At 62.8% G+C, this 13003-nt stretch carries 12 protein-coding genes; 8 read left to right on the forward strand and 4 right to left on the reverse strand.

Features of this window, described 5'->3' with window-relative positions; genetic code table 11:
* Positions 1-105: 105 nt before the first annotated feature.
* The 3 genes from ACLFLU_RS02515 to ACLFLU_RS02525 all read left to right on the forward strand — a co-directional run bounded on the left by ACLFLU_RS02515 (position 106) and on the right by ACLFLU_RS02525 (position 3979).
* A complete protein-coding gene (locus ACLFLU_RS02515) occupies positions 106-597 on the forward strand; it encodes a (2Fe-2S)-binding protein (protein ID WP_148777577.1) in 492 nt (163 codons plus the stop codon).
* Positions 594-2879, forward strand: a complete 2286-nt coding sequence (locus ACLFLU_RS02520; RefSeq protein WP_426410791.1) for a molybdopterin cofactor-binding domain-containing protein — start codon at positions 594-596, stop codon at positions 2877-2879. Before ACLFLU_RS02515 ends, ACLFLU_RS02520 begins: the two co-directional genes overlap by 4 nt.
* 581 nt (positions 2880-3460) lie before the next feature.
* The gene (locus ACLFLU_RS02525; protein ID WP_426410792.1) at positions 3461-3979 is read left to right on the forward strand and encodes a hypothetical protein; all 519 of its coding nucleotides are present in this window, start codon (positions 3461-3463) and stop codon (positions 3977-3979) included.
* Positions 3980-4074: 95 nt separating this feature from the next.
* Here the strand turns inward: ACLFLU_RS02525 and ACLFLU_RS02530 are convergent, their stop codons facing one another.
* Positions 4075-5175: a Fic family protein gene (locus tag ACLFLU_RS02530; protein ID WP_426414198.1), complete on the reverse strand. Its 1101-nt coding sequence runs from the start codon at positions 5173-5175 to the stop codon at positions 4075-4077.
* 262 nt (positions 5176-5437) lie between these two features.
* On the opposite strand from ACLFLU_RS02530, the gene ACLFLU_RS02535 reads away from it, so the two are divergent.
* Positions 5438-6532 carry an HD domain-containing phosphohydrolase gene (locus ACLFLU_RS02535; protein WP_426410793.1) on the forward strand — a complete coding sequence of 365 codons (1095 nt, stop codon included), beginning with the start codon at positions 5438-5440 and terminating at the stop codon, positions 6530-6532.
* Between the two features lie 10 nt (positions 6533-6542).
* Here the strand turns inward: ACLFLU_RS02535 and ACLFLU_RS02540 are convergent, their stop codons facing one another.
* Positions 6543-8123, reverse strand: coding sequence for an ATP-dependent acyl-CoA ligase (locus tag ACLFLU_RS02540; protein ID WP_426410794.1), 1581 nt, complete (start codon positions 8121-8123; stop codon positions 6543-6545).
* 123 nt (positions 8124-8246) lie between these two features.
* Complete coding sequence (locus ACLFLU_RS02545; RefSeq protein WP_426410795.1) at positions 8247-8657, reverse strand: VOC family protein; 411 nt, start codon at positions 8655-8657, stop codon at positions 8247-8249.
* Positions 8658-8785: 128 nt separating this feature from the next.
* On the opposite strand from ACLFLU_RS02545, the gene ACLFLU_RS02550 reads away from it, so the two are divergent.
* The 4 genes from ACLFLU_RS02550 to ACLFLU_RS02565 all read left to right on the forward strand — a co-directional run bounded on the left by ACLFLU_RS02550 (position 8786) and on the right by ACLFLU_RS02565 (position 11411).
* Positions 8786-9760, forward strand: coding sequence for a Bug family tripartite tricarboxylate transporter substrate binding protein (locus tag ACLFLU_RS02550; RefSeq protein WP_426410796.1), 975 nt, complete (start codon positions 8786-8788; stop codon positions 9758-9760).
* Positions 9761-9863: 103 nt separating this feature from the next.
* A complete protein-coding gene (locus ACLFLU_RS02555) occupies positions 9864-10316 on the forward strand; it encodes an ArsR/SmtB family transcription factor (protein ID WP_426410797.1) in 453 nt (150 codons plus the stop codon).
* Complete coding sequence (locus tag ACLFLU_RS02560) at positions 10316-10660, forward strand: SRPBCC family protein (protein ID WP_426414199.1); 345 nt, start codon at positions 10316-10318, stop codon at positions 10658-10660. The genes ACLFLU_RS02555 and ACLFLU_RS02560 overlap by 1 nt, the downstream gene beginning before the upstream one ends.
* A 16-nt stretch (positions 10661-10676) precedes the next feature.
* The gene (locus tag ACLFLU_RS02565; RefSeq protein WP_426410798.1) at positions 10677-11411 is read left to right on the forward strand and encodes a DUF899 domain-containing protein; all 735 of its coding nucleotides are present in this window, start codon (positions 10677-10679) and stop codon (positions 11409-11411) included.
* A gap of 179 nt (positions 11412-11590) precedes the next feature.
* Here ACLFLU_RS02565 and ACLFLU_RS02570 read toward each other — a convergent pair whose 3' ends face one another.
* Entirely contained in the window at positions 11591-12847 is a 1257-nt protein-coding gene (locus tag ACLFLU_RS02570) for a S1C family serine protease (RefSeq protein WP_426410799.1), read from the reverse strand.
* Between the last annotated feature and the right edge of the window lie 156 nt (positions 12848-13003).

Genomic DNA, 13003 nt, shown 5'->3' on the forward strand with positions numbered 1-13003 from the left:
GAACCCGATCATTCTCGCGCGCAAGGCGGCCGCCGATCCGGTGGGCGTCCGCTACACAAGTTGCCGCCGTAAGCGGCTTCATGCACCGGCAGGGGAAGACGCCTTATGCCAACACTCACGATCAACGGGCGGAGTATGTCCGTGGATGCGGCAAATGACACGCCGCTCCTTTGGGCCATCCGCGAACAATTGCAGATGACCGGCACGAAATTCGGCTGCGGTGCCGGCCTGTGTGGTGCCTGCACCGTGCACGTCAACGGCGAAGCCGTGCGGTCGTGCCAGACCATGGTCGGCGACGTCGCCGGCAAGAAGATCACCACCATCGAAGGCCTTTCCGCCAAGGGCGATCACCCCTTGCAGAAGGCGTGGGTCGCCGAGCAGGTGCCGCAATGCGGCTACTGCCAGTCCGGGCAGATCATGCAGGCGGCTTCGCTGCTGGCGAAGAACGCCAATCCGACCAAGGAAGAAGTCGTGGCCCATATGGACGGCAATCTCTGCCGTTGCATGACCTATTCGCGGATACAGAAGGCAATCATGCGCGCCGCCACCGAGATGCGCACCGCATCCGCCGCCGGCAACGAGCGGAGGCCCACATGAACAAGCACGTGAAAAACGTCACGTCAGGGACATCAGATCTCAGCCGCCGCTCCTTCCTGGTCGGCACCGCCGCCACCGGCCTCGTGCTCGGCTATGCCGGCGTGCCCGGCATCAGTGAAGCGCTCGCTGCGGCTCCTGCCAATTTCGAGCCGAGCGTCTGGTACGCGATCTCGCCCGATGGCCTGGTCACCGTGACCTGCGGCAAGGCCGACATGGGCCAGCACATCGCCTCCACCATGGCGCAGATCGTCTGCGAGGAGCTGGGCGCGAAGTGGAGCGATATGCGGGTCAACCTCGCCTCCAACGATCCAAAATTCAACGACCCCGTGCTGGGCGCGCAGATCACCGGCGGCAGCTGGTCGACCATGATGAGTTTCGACGCGATGAGCCGGGCGGGCGCCGCCGGACGCATGGCGTTGACGGAAGGTGCCGCGGCCGCGATGGGCGTGCCGGCAGGCGAACTCGCAGTGCGCGACTCCATGATCATGCATGCGAAGTCGAAGAAGCAGATGTCGTTCGCCGACGTCGTGAAGAGCGGCAAGGCGACGAAAACCTTCACGCCCGACGAGCTGAAGGCGATCAAGCTGAAGGCGCCGGATCAATACACCATGATCGGTGTATCGGTGCCGCAGATCGACATCCCCTCCAAGACCAACGGCACGGCCAAATACGGCATCGACGTGATGATTCCGGGCATGGCCTATGGCGCGGTGGTGACGCCGCCGGTGCGCTACGGCGCCACGGTGAAATCGGTCGACGACAGCGATGCGAAGAAGGTGCCGGGCTTCATCAAGGCCGTCACCCTCGACGACAAGACCCAGACGACGACGGGCTGGGTGGTTGCGGTTGCCAACACCTACGCCAACGCCAAGAAGGCGGCAGCGGCGCTGAAGGTCAGCTATGACGGCGGGCCGAATGCGAAGGCATCGAGCGAGTCGCTGCTCGAGGAGGCCAAGCGGCTTCAGAAGCTGGACGATTCCGGCCAGTTCTTCGTCAAGGACGGCGATCCCGCAGCAGCCCTCGGCACGGCGGCCAAGGTGTTGGAGGCGGAATACACCACCAGCATCAACATCCACGCGCCGATGGAGCCGATGAACGCCACTGCGGAGTTCAAGGGCGACATCCTGCACATCTATTCCGGCAACCAGTTCGCGACGCGCTCCGGTGCTATTGCGGCCGGTGCTGCCGGGATCGATCCAAAATTCGTGGTGATGCACCAGATGTGGCTCGGCGGCGGCTTCGGCCGCAGGCTGGACGCCGACATGATGGTGCCGGCGGTGCAGGCCGCGAAGGCGATTGGCAAGCCGGTCAAGGTGATCTACACGCGCGAGAACGACATGACGATGGATTTCTCGCGTCCGCTGACCTACCAGAAAGTGAAGGCCGGCTTGGACGGCGACGGCAAGCTCACAGCGCTCAGCCACGACGTGGTCTCGGCCTGGCCGACCCAGCGCTGGGGCATTCCCGACTTCCTGTCGCCCTCGGTCGACAAGAAGGGGCCGCTCGATGCGTTCGCGGTGAACGGATCGGACTTCTTCTACACGGTACCCAACCATCACGTGCGGGCGATCAAGAACGAGATGGCGCACAACGCCACCCCGTCCGGTCAGCTCCGTTCGGTGGCGCCGGGTTGGACCTTCTGGGCGGTCGAGAGCATGATCGACGAGGTCGCAAATGCTGCCGGCAAGGATCCGGCGCAATACCGCATCTCGTTGCTCGACGGCGCCGGCAAGAACGACGGCGGCGCGCAGCGGCTGCGCAACACGCTGCTCGCGGCGATGGGCCTCGCCGGCTACGGCACCAAGAAACTCCCCAAGGGAGAAGGCATGGGCGTGGCCTGCGTGTCGTCGCAGGAACGCGCGACCGCAAGCTGGACCGCTTGCGTCGCGCATGTCGCGGTGGCGCCGTCGGGCGAAGTGACCGTGAAGAAGCTCACGGTCGCAACCGATGTCGGCACGCAGGTGCATCCCGACAACATCCGGGCCCAGGTCGAGGGCGCGGCGCTGTGGGGCCTGTCGCTGGCCTTGTACGAGAAGGCGACGCTGAAGGACGGTGGCATCGAGCAGACCAATTTCGATGGCTACACGCCCTTGCGCATGAGCCAGATGCCGGAGGTCGCGGTTGCCGTGATTGCCAATGGCGAGAAGGCCACCGGCGTCGGCGAGCCCGCGGTAACGGTGGTGGCGCCTGCCATCGGCAACGCCATCTTCAACGCCTCCGGCGCCCGCGTCCGGGCGCTGCCGATCACGGCCGAAGCCGTGAAGGGGGCGATGAAGGCGTAAAGCCGGGACACCATCGCGAGGAAAAACGATCCGCCGGAGGATAACCTCCGGCGGATTTGTTTTAGCTCTCCCGAAAGGAATTGTGGACTTCACAAACCCGTGCGCTCGCTTGCGCGAATTCCGCAAATCAGCACTGAGTAGTCATCGCCGCCATCGGCATCCCTCCTGTGATCCGACCTCACCGTCGGAGGCTCAGCTAGTCGCATCCCTGCGTTCCGGGATGAGCCTGCAAGGCAGTACGCCTCGCGCAACAGAAAGGAATGGGCCATGGCAAATGGCACCAGATCGAAGACAGTTTTTGTGAATGCGTATGTCCGGTTACGCTACGGTAGATTGGAGCAAGTCTGCGCCCACTTCCGATCGCTTCCCGGTCAACTGTCCTTCGACTTTTGATGAGGGGAGGCACCGGTCTTCCCAGCATCCGCCGATGGCGGCGACTTGTTCTGGCTTGCTTCTCGCGGGGATTTGTCCAGGTTTTCCAGTGTTGTGTTGAATGCGTTCTCGAAATCGTCGGCTCCCTCACGGGCGGCCGGTCGAAATCCACCGATTTGAGATTTCCACTTCGCTATACGGTCAATCTAATGGGCTCAGAACTGATGAACAGGGTACCTACTCAGGACGAACTTCAGGAGCGGATGCAGTTTTACGCAACCGTTGGCCAAGGCATTTCGAACTGGGCACGAATGGAAGGGCGTATCATCAACCTTGCCGCTTACCTGCTCGACACCAATGTCCAAAAGGCTGGCGTCGTTTTCTACTCGATGAACTTCAATCTTTGGCTCAACGTAATCGACGATTTGTTGCTGCTGGATAAACACTTAACCAACATCAGAAAGAGGCATTGGTCGCCAGTTTCTTCCGAATTGCGCAAGCTGAACGATATCCGGGTCAGGCTGGCCCATCACACCACTTGGCAGGCTCCAGCGGCCGGCTCCGGGGTTTATTTGCGGCCAGCGCGAGAGGATCAGCGCTCCAGATCACGGGCGTATCCCATTCTTACAGCGGACGAAATTCTCAAGTTTACAAGTGACACAACCGATATCGGCCACAGGATTTTAGATGTTGAACAACAATTGCGCGCTGCGCGCATGACTATGTAGAGCTTCTTGCAATCATCAAAACGATCCGCGCCTTGAAGCGGATGTTCTACGGCACAGTGTGCATGCAGCACCTCGGCGCCGGTCTCACTGCTCGGTCACCGTACCAGCGAATAGCTCGTGCTGCGGCCGCCGGCGGCGTCCTTTTGAAGGACACCCTTCTCGATCAGGTCTTCGATGTCGCGGGCAGCGGTCGCTTGCGAGACCTTGACGATCTGGGCCCATTTCGAAGAGGTGAGCTTGCCCTCAAAACCATCGAGCAGGCGGTTCAACATCAGCCGCTGGCGATCATTGAGGGAGCGCGCGCGATGGCGCTCCCAGAACCTTGCCTTGAGCAAGACGTTTCCGATGATGGTTTCGGCGCCGTCGAAAGCGCGATCGAGACAGTCGAGAAACCATTGCAGCCAATTGGTGATGTCGAGCGTTCCGCGCTGGGTTCTTTCGAGGATGTCGTAATAGGCGTTGCGCTCTTTGCGGATTTGCGACGACATGCTGTAGAAGCGCTGCGCGCTCTGTTCCGAACGTGCGAGGACGAGATCGGTTATCACGCGCGCAATGCGGCCATTGCCGTCCTCGAACGGATGAATGGTCACAAACCAGAGATGCGCAACCGCGGCCTTGATGACAGGGTCTGATTCCCGATCGGCGTTGAACCAGTCCAGGAATGTTTTCATTTCATTGTCGAGCCGCTTGGCGGCGGGCGCTTCGAAATGAACGTGCTCGCGGCCGACTGGGCCAGAGACGACCTGCATGGCGCCCGACTGTTCGGTGCGCCACCCGCCAACGACTATTTTCAACATCCCGCTCCGACCTGTCGGGAACAGGGCGGCGTGCCAGCCGAACAAGCGCTCGGCGGTGATGGGCTGATCGAATTTCTGGGTGGCGTCGAGCGTCATATCGACGACGCCATCGACGTTTCGTTCGACATGCGTGAGCGCGCCGATATCGATGCCGAGCCGTCGGGCAATCGACGACCGGACCTGATTGCGATCGAGGATCTCGCCTTCGATCTCGCTTGATTTGACGACATCTTCCGTGAGCGTCTGGAGCGAGGCCTCTGCCTTCAAAGTGAAGCCGAGACTTTCCATCCGGCCGAGCAGGCGGCCCTGCTTGTGACGTACCTGGGCCAGCCGCGCCGCCAGCCGGTCTGCGCTCCACTGAAACGTCGGCCAGTCAGCTCTGTCGTGGATATAGACCATATTCTCTGCATCCTGTGACGAGTAAATGGGGCCTGATCTCGTCATGGTCAAGCTATTCTCGTCACTTTCCGATGAAAATGACTTGGCCTGTCTACTGTGCATGGGGTTGTTTTCGCCATTTTGCTGGAGCCGCCGCGGGACCCCGAATCCGTAAAATTGCGCGCAATTCCGGCAGGTTCCATTGAGCACGCCTCTTAAGGGCCGGAGAACCTGATCCGGCTTAGGCTGACGCCAAATACACTCCCGTGCTTTTGGGGAAGCCATGAACGCGCCAGCCAAATCCGCCGCCAAACGCCGGCTTCTGCTTGCCTCCGACCGGAGCGATGCGAGCACCGAGCTCGCCAGCATTTTGAAGGCGGTCGGCGATGTCTCGACGGTGACGACGCAGGAAATCCCCGAGCAGCCGTCGCGCGATCTCTCCGGCCTCGTGGTCGACATCAACCTGCGTGCGCCCGAGAGCGTGCAGCGGGTGCGCAACAAGCTGCGCGGCGAGGGCTATCGTTCGATGCCGCGTTTGTTCGTGCTGGCGGATGCCCTGCACCACGGCACCATGCAGGCCTGGGCGCTCGGAGCCACCGACACCATCTCGCGGCCGCTGCAGCCCGAGGCGATCCTGCAGCGCATCCGCGCCGCGTTCCCCGATACGGCGACCTATGACGCGACCGATCGCGGCAAGACGCTCAACCGCGGTGTCGAGGCGGCGCATGCGGTGCTGAAGAAGATGTTCGAGAAGCTGCCGCTCGGCGTGCCCCTGACGTTCGACGACGTCATCGCGGCCGAGAGCAAGATCCTGAAAGCGATCAAGCACTCCTCGCTGCGCGAATGGCTCACCACCGTCGGCTGCCATCATGTCGGCAGCTACCGCCACTGCCTGTTCGTCACCGGCTTTGCGGTGTCCTTCGCACAGCATCTCGGCATGCGCGAGGATGACCAGCGCCGACTGACCCGCGCCGCTTTGCTGCACGATGTCGGCAAGGCCTTCGTTCCCTCCGTGCTGCTCGACAAGCCCGGCAAGCTCACCGACGAGGAGATGGCCGAAGTCCGCCAGCATCCGCGCCGCGGCTATGATGCGCTCGCAGCGCAGGGCGGCTTCCCGCCGGAGATGCTGGATGTCGTGCTGCATCACCACGAATTCCTCGACGGCAGCGGCTATCCTAACAATCTGTCGTCGAACCAGATCAGCGACATCGTGCGGCTGACGACCATCGTCGATATCTACGCAGCCCTGGTGGAGAAGCGCGCCTACCGCATGCCCTTCACCCACTCGCGTGCGTTCACGATGATGGAAGGCATGGGCGGCAAGCTCGACCAGCAGCTGCTGCAGGCGTTCCGCCCGGTGGCGCTGGGATCGTTCTGATCCGGCGCCGCTATCCCAGCATCTTCCGCAACTCCGCCTTCGCCACCTTCTCCAGCGTCGAGCGCGGCATGTCGTCGACAAGCCTGATCTCGCGCGGCACCTTGAAGTCGGCGAGACCCGTGCGGCAGGCGGCCATCACGCGGTCCTGAAGATCCGGCGCTGCGCCTGCGACGCCGCCATGCGGGATGATGAAGACCACCGGCACCTCGTCCAGCATCGGATGTTTCTTGGCCACCACCGCGGCTTCGCGCACGCCGGGCACGATTGCGATCACCTGCTCGATCTCGGAGGCCGCGACGTTCTCGCCGCCGACCTTCAGCATGTCCTTGGCGCGGTCGCCGAACCTGATGAAGCCGTTCTCCAGCAGAGTGACGCGATCGCCGGTGATGAAGAAGCCGTGCTCGTCAAAGCTCTCGCGCGTCGCCTTCTCGTTGTGCAGATATTCGGCAAACAGCGACAGGCCGGGGATACCCTTGATCGAGAGATTGCCGGTGTCGCCGGCTTCGGTCGGCCGTCCGTCATCGTCGGTAATGCGGATCTGGTATTCCGGCGCGGCGCGGCCGATCGACATCGGGATGTTGGGCTGGTCGACCTCGCCGATGATGCCGTGGGTGATCGTCTCGGTCATGCCCCACCAGCCGATGATCTTGACGCCGAAGACGGCAAAGGGTGGTGGCTCGTTCACCGCCGTGCCCCACAGGCGGAATTTGTGATCCCGCGGGATCTCCTGCTCGAGCAGCGCCTTCATGCAGAAGGGGATCGTCGAGGTCCATGTCGAGCCGTGCTCGCGCGCGATGCGCCAGAACCGGCTCGCGGAAAACCGCGGCTGGATCACGCAAGTCGCCCCGACCCAAAGCGTCGCCAGCATGGAATAGGCCAGCGCATTGGTGTGGAACAGCGGCAGATAAGTCTGGTGCACGTCGCCTGCGTGAAGGTCTTCATGCGCCGCATTGATCTTGGCACCCCACAGCGCGTTGGCATGGGTCCAGAGCACCGCCTTCGGCCGCGATGTCGTGCCTGACGTGTACTGCACGCTGCATGGCGCGAGCGGATCGGTCGCGCGCTTCGGGCGGTCCGCGCTGTCGGCGAACAGCGCCTCAAAGCTGTCGCCGCGTGAAACGCTCTGCGCGGGCGCGGCGCCGGCGTCGTGTGAGGTCACCGCCATCCAGCGAATGTTGCGGCAGTTTTGCGCGACAATCTCCGCATAGGCCGGCTGCGTGATCGCAGCGACCGCGCCGCAATGGTCCGCGAAATATTCGATCTCCGCTGGCGCTGAGCGCGTGTTGGTGGTGACCGCGATGGCGCCAAGCTCGACGCAGGCAAACCAGGCCAGCAGCGCCTCGATGCAATTGTCGAGATGTATGAGCACGTACTCGCCGGGCTTGATGCCGCGCTTCGCGAGTCCGGCCGCGAGCGCGCCGACCCGCTCATGAAACTCGCCGTAGCTCCAACGCCGCGCCGGCGCCTCGAACGGTGCCCAGATCAGGAACGGATGTGAACTGCGCACCTCGGCGCGCATCTTCAGCAGCCACGGCACGTCGAGCCCGTCGAACGGGCCCACGATCCCGGCTGTATTTTGTTGAAGTGACATGAATCCTCCCGTGCTGCCTGCATCTTGATGGCGGCTGCGTTTTGATTATTGCGTCTTCCTGCCATCGGATAGCGTGGGGCGCAAATCGGGGGAGGAGCGGGGCCGTCAGCTCGTCTTGGCGCGCTAATCCTCGTACGACGAAATCTCGATCAGGCTGCCATCCGGATCCCGGCAATAGACCGAGCGCAGCGTGCCGCGGGAGCCTTGCTTGGGAACCGGGCCTTCCTCGATCGCGACGCCATGTGCCTTCAAATGCGCCACCACCTCGTCGGGCGTCGCCGAGGTGAGGAAGCACAGATCCTCGCTGCCGGCGGTCTGGTGGTCGGCGGTGAACCACTCCACCTTGTCGGCATCGCGCGGCCGGACGTTGATCTTCTGTTGACCAAACTGAAGCGATGTCCGCGGCGCTTTGCCGCCGCCGGGGTCCGACACCTTGACTTCCATGCCGAGGATCTTGCGATACCACGCGGAGGTCACTGCGACGTCGGCGACGTTGATCACGAGGTGATCGAGAGCCTCAACCTTGACCGCCATGCCTTATCCTTTCGTCGCCATGGACGTTGCGTACTTTCCGCGCGTGGCGGGCTTTGTTACAACGCCGCTGACGCCACGATCAAGAACAACGCCCCTTTTTAAGAACAACACTTGGGAGAACCCTTGAGATGATCACTCGCCGTTCCGCGCTTGGCCTGCTCGCCGCCAGCCCGCTTGCAGCCAGCCCGCTGTCGAAGGCCTTTGCAGCGGATTATCCGTCCCGGCCGGTGAAGTTCGTGGTCGGCTATCCGCCGGGCGGCGCCACCGACATCCTGGCGCGCTTGATCGGCCAGCGGCTGTCGGAGCGGCTCGGCCAGCAATTCGTGATCGAGAACAAGCCGGGCGCCGGCAACAATATCGGTACCGAATCCGTGATCAACGCCGAGCCCGACGGCTACACCGTCTTGCTGGTCAATCCGGCGAACTACATCAACGCCACGCTCTACGCCAATCTCAAGTTCAATTTCGTCCGCGACATCGCGCCGATCGCCGCGTTCCAGCGCACACCGAACGTGATGACCGTCAACAAGGACGTGCCGGCCAAGACCGTCGCCGAATTCATCGACTACGTGAAGGCCAGCCCCGGCAAGGTGAACATGGCCTCGTCCGGCAACGGCACCTCGGTGCATCTGTCCGGCGAGATGTTCATGTCGATGACCGGCTGCAAGATGCAGCACGTGCCCTATCGCGGCGCGGCGCCCGCGATCACCGACATGCTCGGCGGCCAGGTGCAGGTGATCTTCGACAACATGCCCTCGATCATCCAGCACATCCGCTCCGGCTCGCTTCGCGCGCTCGGCGTCACCACGGCACAGCGATCGCCGCAGCTGCCGGACGTGCCCGCGATCGGCGAGACCGTGAAGGACTACGAGGCGAGCGCGCTGTTCGGCATGGGTGCGCCGAAGAACATGCCCAAGGACATGATCGCCAAGCTCAACAACGAGATCAACACGCTCATGAAGGAGCCCGACATGACCAAGCGCCTGGTCGAGCTCGGCGGCGATCCGCTGGTCGAGACGCCGGAGGCGTTCGGCCAGGAGATCGAGGCCGAGACCGCGAAGTGGAAGAAGGTCGTCGAGTTCGCCGGTCTCAAGGTCGAATAACGATCTCAGGAATGACCGGAAATGGAGCCCCGCCGGAAGGCGGGGCTTTTTTGTTGCGTGGTTCCCGCTTGACGGGATGGCGTTTGGGTCTATACTAAACCTTATGGTTAAGTATCAAGACGAGACGCTCGATCGCACCTTTGCGGCGCTGTCCGATCCGACACGGCGGGCGCTGCTCGCGCGTCTCGGCGACAAGGACAGCCTGTCGGTGAGCGAGCTGGCGGCGCCGTTTTCGATTTCGCTGCCGGCGATCATGAAGCATCTCGACGTGCTTACGGATGCGGGCCTGATCGCGCGCGAGAAGACCGGACGCACGGTCTCCTGCCGGCTCACCGCGCAGCCGATGGAGCAGGCGATGAACTGGCTCAATCGCTACGCGCAATTCTGGTCCGAGAGTTTCGACCGCCTTGCCGCTTTTGTGGAGGACAAACCATGGTCAACGCAGCCGCCAACACCGCCGAACGCGCAACCGAAGGTCCAAGCCTCACGCTCACGCGCCGGCTCCGCGCGCGGCCGGAAAAGGTCTTTGCCGCCTGGACGCAAGCCGCGCAGCTAGTGCAATGGTTCGGGCCGCCGAACATGAAGCCGGCGACGCTGAAGGCCGAGCTCGATGTTCGCTCCGGTGGCCGCTACCGCATCTCCTTCACGCGCGAGGACGGCGAATATTTCGAGGCGGGCGGCCTCTATCGCGAGGTCGTGCCGAACGAGCGGCTGGTCTTCACCTGGGCCTGGCACTCGACGCCGGAGCGCGAATCGCTGGTGACGATCACGCTGAGGCCGGACAGCGCCGGCACGCTGATGGTTTTTCATCACGCCCAGTTCTTCGACGAGACCGCGCGCGACAACCACCAGCGTGGCTGGAGCTCGTTCTTCGACAAGCTCGACACTTTTGTCGCCTGACCGCAAGGAGGATATCATGCAGCCACATCAGATCGTCTCGCGCGAGCAATGGGTCGCCGCCCGCAAAGCCCATCTGGCCCATGAGAAGGAGTTGAGCCAGGCCCGCGAACGCCTGGCCGAGGAGCGCCGCGCATTGCCCTGGGTGAAGGTCGACAAGAGCTATGTATTCGATGGACCGAACGGCAAGGTCGCGCTCGGCGATCTCTTCAAGGGCCGCCCGCAGCTCGTGGTTCAGCACGTGATGTTCGCGCCCGATTGGGAGGCCGCCTGCAAGAGCTGCTCGTTCTGGGCCGACGGTTTTGAGCGCATGGTGCCACATCTGGCGGCGCGCGACACCACCATGGTCGCGATCTCGCTGGCGCCGGTCGAGAAGCTCGAGGCGTTCAAGAAGCGCATGGGCTGGAGTTTTGACTGGGTGTCGTCAGGCCACAACGACTTCAACTATGATTACGAGGTCTCATTCACGCGCGAGCAGATCGACCAGGGCGTCCCAAAATACAATTTCGGCACCACGCCGTTCTATGGGCCGGAGCTGCCTGGCATCAGCGTGTTCTATCGCAACGAGGCCGGCGAGATCTTTCACACCTATTCTTGCTTCGCCCGCGGCCTCGACATGATGAACGCCGCCTATCAATATCTCGACCTCACTCCGCTCGGCCGTCACGAGGAGGGTCTGCCCTATCCGATGGACTGGGTCCGCCTGCGTGACCAGTACGAGCCGCAGGCAAAGGGCGCGTGCTGCCACGGGTGAACTGATGCCGCGGTGAACCCTGCATCACCGTCACTCTGAGGTGGCCGCTCCTTCAGCGGCCCTCGAAGGGCGACGGCCGGGCTGCATCTCGGCCGTTCATCCTTCGAGGCTCCTCATGGGACGCGTTGCGCCCCATGCCTCGCACCCCAGGATGACGGGTTCGGCAGTATCGGCCCGCTCTATTTCTTCGCGTCAGCTTGCTCCGTGCCGGTACACGAGATCAGCATCGTGTAGGCGCGCGCATTGCCGGCGATGTCCGTTGTCTTCAACTCGCCTTTCGGCTCGGCCGTCTGGTACGGCACCACGGAATTGTCGAGGAAGTCGCGCAGCGCGCCGGTCTTGATGGCGAAATTGATGTTTTCCGGGATGCTGCCGGTTGCAACGGCGACCCGCAATCCATCGAGCTTTCCGGTGACGACGCCGACGATCTGACCAGTCGTGTCGAACAGCGGACCGCCGCTATTGCCGGGCTGCACCGGTGCACTGATTTGCAGGAAGCGCGAATCGTTGCGCATGCCGCTAAGCGAGCTCACAATGCCCGTCGTCACCGTGAAGTCCGAGGTCAGCAGTCCGTGGAAGGGAAAGCCGATCGCGACCACGGAATCGCCGGAGCGGATCGAGCGATCGCGGATCCGGGCAAACTCCTTGAATGTCGCGGTCGACGGCGCCTGCAACAAAGCGAGATCGTTGTTCGCGTCGCTCGAGACGACGCGCAACACCATCGCGGCCTCGCCGGTGAGATTGCCCTTGAGCTCACTACACCCGTCGATCACGTGGTTGTTGGTCACGATGTGCCCAGCAGCGCTGACCACGAAGCCGGTGCCAAAGCCCGAGCTATTCTTGGCGCCTTTGCCGGTTTTGCCGGCTGGCGGTGGGCCTTGCTTGTCTGCGGTGGTCGCCGGCCTCGCCGCCCCCTTGGTGAAATCGCCGGCCTTGCTGAGCCCGTCGGCCTTCACCTTGGTCACGCAATTGGCCAATGCCGCGATCACCGGCCCGGTCGAGGTCAGGTCGAAATTCAGAACGGCGTGGCCGGCTGTCGCCACCATCAGGCTCGCCTTCTGAAACGTACGCACGACATTGAGCGGCATGATGGCCGTGAGCATGTTGGACTGGTACGCGGTGGCGTAGAGCCTGGCCCGCTCCTGCCCGTCAAACGTCACATCGATCGCGGCGTTCTCGCCCTTGTTGAAGTGGTAGCCGGGACTCGCAAAGGCGAGCGACCATGTGCCGGCGGCATTTTGGCTCACGACGAGGATGACACCGCTCGCGTACGGCGTCGTTGCGGCACAATGCGAGAAGGCGCCCGTTTCATCATTGCTGAAGGCGCCACCGATCCAATTGCCGACATTGACGGAACCGAACGGTCCCGCCGCTTGCGCCAATCCGGCAAGACTCAGTTGCAACAGGGACGCAACGACAAACGACTTTAACCACATGACTTTCCCCCAGAACGCTTGGGTCGCATCTTATCTGCGCGGGCAGGTATCGCGCAACCGACAGTTGTCCGATCGGATCGCGTCCCTTGCGGACGACTTTCAGGCTTGCCTTTACTTTGTCGCGCGGTATACTTTGCATCACAAAGTGACTGGGCA

Origin of the sequence: Bradyrhizobium ganzhouense, from assembly GCF_049949285.1 — a bacterium.
Classification (GTDB): Bacteria; Pseudomonadota; Alphaproteobacteria; order Rhizobiales; family Xanthobacteraceae; genus Bradyrhizobium; species Bradyrhizobium ganzhouense.

Coding starts and splice junctions, on each gene's coding strand:
- ACLFLU_RS02555 (WP_426410797.1), top strand. CDS start 9,864: ATGGTTAAGTATCAAGACGAGACGCTCGATCGCACCTTTGCGGCGCTG.
- ACLFLU_RS02550 (WP_426410796.1), top strand. CDS start 8,786: ATGATCACTCGCCGTTCCGCGCTTGGCCTGCTCGCCGCCAGCCCGCTT.
- ACLFLU_RS02570 (WP_426410799.1), bottom strand. CDS start 12,847: ATGTGGTTAAAGTCGTTTGTCGTTGCGTCCCTGTTGCAACTGAGTCTT.
- ACLFLU_RS02520 (WP_426410791.1), top strand. CDS start 594: ATGAACAAGCACGTGAAAAACGTCACGTCAGGGACATCAGATCTCAGC.
- ACLFLU_RS02545 (WP_426410795.1), bottom strand. CDS start 8,657: ATGGCGGTCAAGGTTGAGGCTCTCGATCACCTCGTGATCAACGTCGCC.
- ACLFLU_RS02530 (WP_426414198.1), bottom strand. CDS start 5,175: ATGGTCTATATCCACGACAGAGCTGACTGGCCGACGTTTCAGTGGAGC.
- ACLFLU_RS02565 (WP_426410798.1), top strand. CDS start 10,677: ATGCAGCCACATCAGATCGTCTCGCGCGAGCAATGGGTCGCCGCCCGC.
- ACLFLU_RS02540 (WP_426410794.1), bottom strand. CDS start 8,123: ATGTCACTTCAACAAAATACAGCCGGGATCGTGGGCCCGTTCGACGGG.
- ACLFLU_RS02515 (WP_148777577.1), top strand. CDS start 106: ATGCCAACACTCACGATCAACGGGCGGAGTATGTCCGTGGATGCGGCA.
- ACLFLU_RS02525 (WP_426410792.1), top strand. CDS start 3,461: ATGGGCTCAGAACTGATGAACAGGGTACCTACTCAGGACGAACTTCAG.
- ACLFLU_RS02535 (WP_426410793.1), top strand. CDS start 5,438: ATGAACGCGCCAGCCAAATCCGCCGCCAAACGCCGGCTTCTGCTTGCC.